This is a genomic window from Dyadobacter sp. OTU695, assembly GCF_038440355.1.
Taxonomy (GTDB): Bacteria; Bacteroidota; Bacteroidia; order Cytophagales; family Spirosomataceae; genus Dyadobacter.
In genome coordinates, this window is the sequence record NZ_JASATN010000059.1 from 1 (window position 1) to 1,459 (window position 1,459).

Here is a 1,459-nt window from a genome sequence, read left to right on the forward strand (position 1 = left end):
GACCTATTTTCAAGCCAGACGGTGTCAAAGCTATCGGAGCTGGTAAGCTCGGCGGGTGATCAGTCAGAGGCTGGCGAGCAGGGAGTCCTGTCTGGCATCAGCGGGTTGCTTCCGATCCAGGATTGGTATTTTTCCGATGTATGGGAAGGGGTATCGCATTTCAACCAGGCTGTGTTGCTGACGCTCTCTCGTCGGGTGAGCTTTGAAGTGGTGAGCCTTTGTATGCAGCGGTTGGTCCACCAGCATGATGCGCTTCGTTTTGTATATCAGAAGGATGCTTCGGGCGTGTTCACCCAGCATTACGGGGGGGAAGTGGCCAGCGGGCTGTTAAGCTATCATGATCTTTCCGGGCTTGGTGGCGTTGGTTTGTCTGAGGCACTGAGCCAGCAGGCGAGCGCTTTACAGGGGAGCCTGGATATTTATACGGGTGATTTGGTCCGGGCAGGCTATTTTGAAATGCCTTCTGGCGAGTCCTATAACCGGCTGTTGATTGTTGTGCACCACCTTGCTGTGGACGGGGTATCGTGGCGTGTTGTTCTGGAAGATTTACAGTCGCTGATCGATCAGCATCAGTCAGGGCAGTTGCTGGACCTTGGTAGCAAGGGTTATTCCTACCGTCAGTGGCATCAGTGGCTTTCAGGGTATGGGGCCAGCGGGCGGGCGCTGGGACAGCTACCTTACTGGGAGCGCAGCGTGAGGGGCAGTGGGCGCCTTGTGACCGATGGATCCTACGTGGGCCGTGTGCTGCTATCGCAGACGGGCAGCATACGTTCGGAGCTAGGGGTTTCGGATACGGATTTACTTTTGCACCATTGCAGCCGGGCTTACCAGACCGAGATCAACGATATCTTGTTGTGTGCGTTGCGTGAGAGCGTGGGCAGCATACTGGAAGGCGGGGAGTTGCTGGTAGGCCTGGAAGGGCACGGGCGTGAGGTGCTTGACAGCGGGGCCGACCTGAGCCGTACTGTGGGATGGTTTACCAGCCTTTACCCGGTGCTTCTGCGTGGGGACTGGGCTTGGGGTGATGCAGGCTCATCGCTGAAAAGTATCAAGGAGCAGCTGCGCCAGGTTCCCGACAAGGGGCTTGGGTATGGTGTATTGAAGTATATGAATGGGGTGGAGCCTCTTGCGGGTGCAGACCCATGGGAAGTGGTCTTCAACTACCTGGGCCAGTTTGACAACGTGGTAGGGCGTTTGGGCCACTTTGGGGGCACGCCTTCCGGGGAAGATGCGGGGCATAGCATCGCTGGGTCTTACCGTATCCGCTACAAGCTGTCGGTGACCGCGGTAATCCGCGAGCATCGCCTGGTGCTGGACTGGAATTACAGTACGCTTCATTTTGACCGTTCGAGCATCGAGCGTCTGAGCGGATTATATATCAGCAGCCTTCAGGGGCTTATCAGCCACTGCGTGCAGCAGGTGAGTGCGGTGCGAACGCCCTCGGACTACGGGCTGGGGG

1 protein-coding gene is annotated in these 1,459 nt (G+C 57.4%); it reads left to right on the forward strand.

The genetic code is table 11. The features are described from left to right. Positions 1–1,459, forward strand: a 1,459-nt coding sequence (locus AAHB90_RS32380; RefSeq protein ID WP_342089472.1) for a condensation domain-containing protein, incomplete at both ends; no start/stop codon positions are given.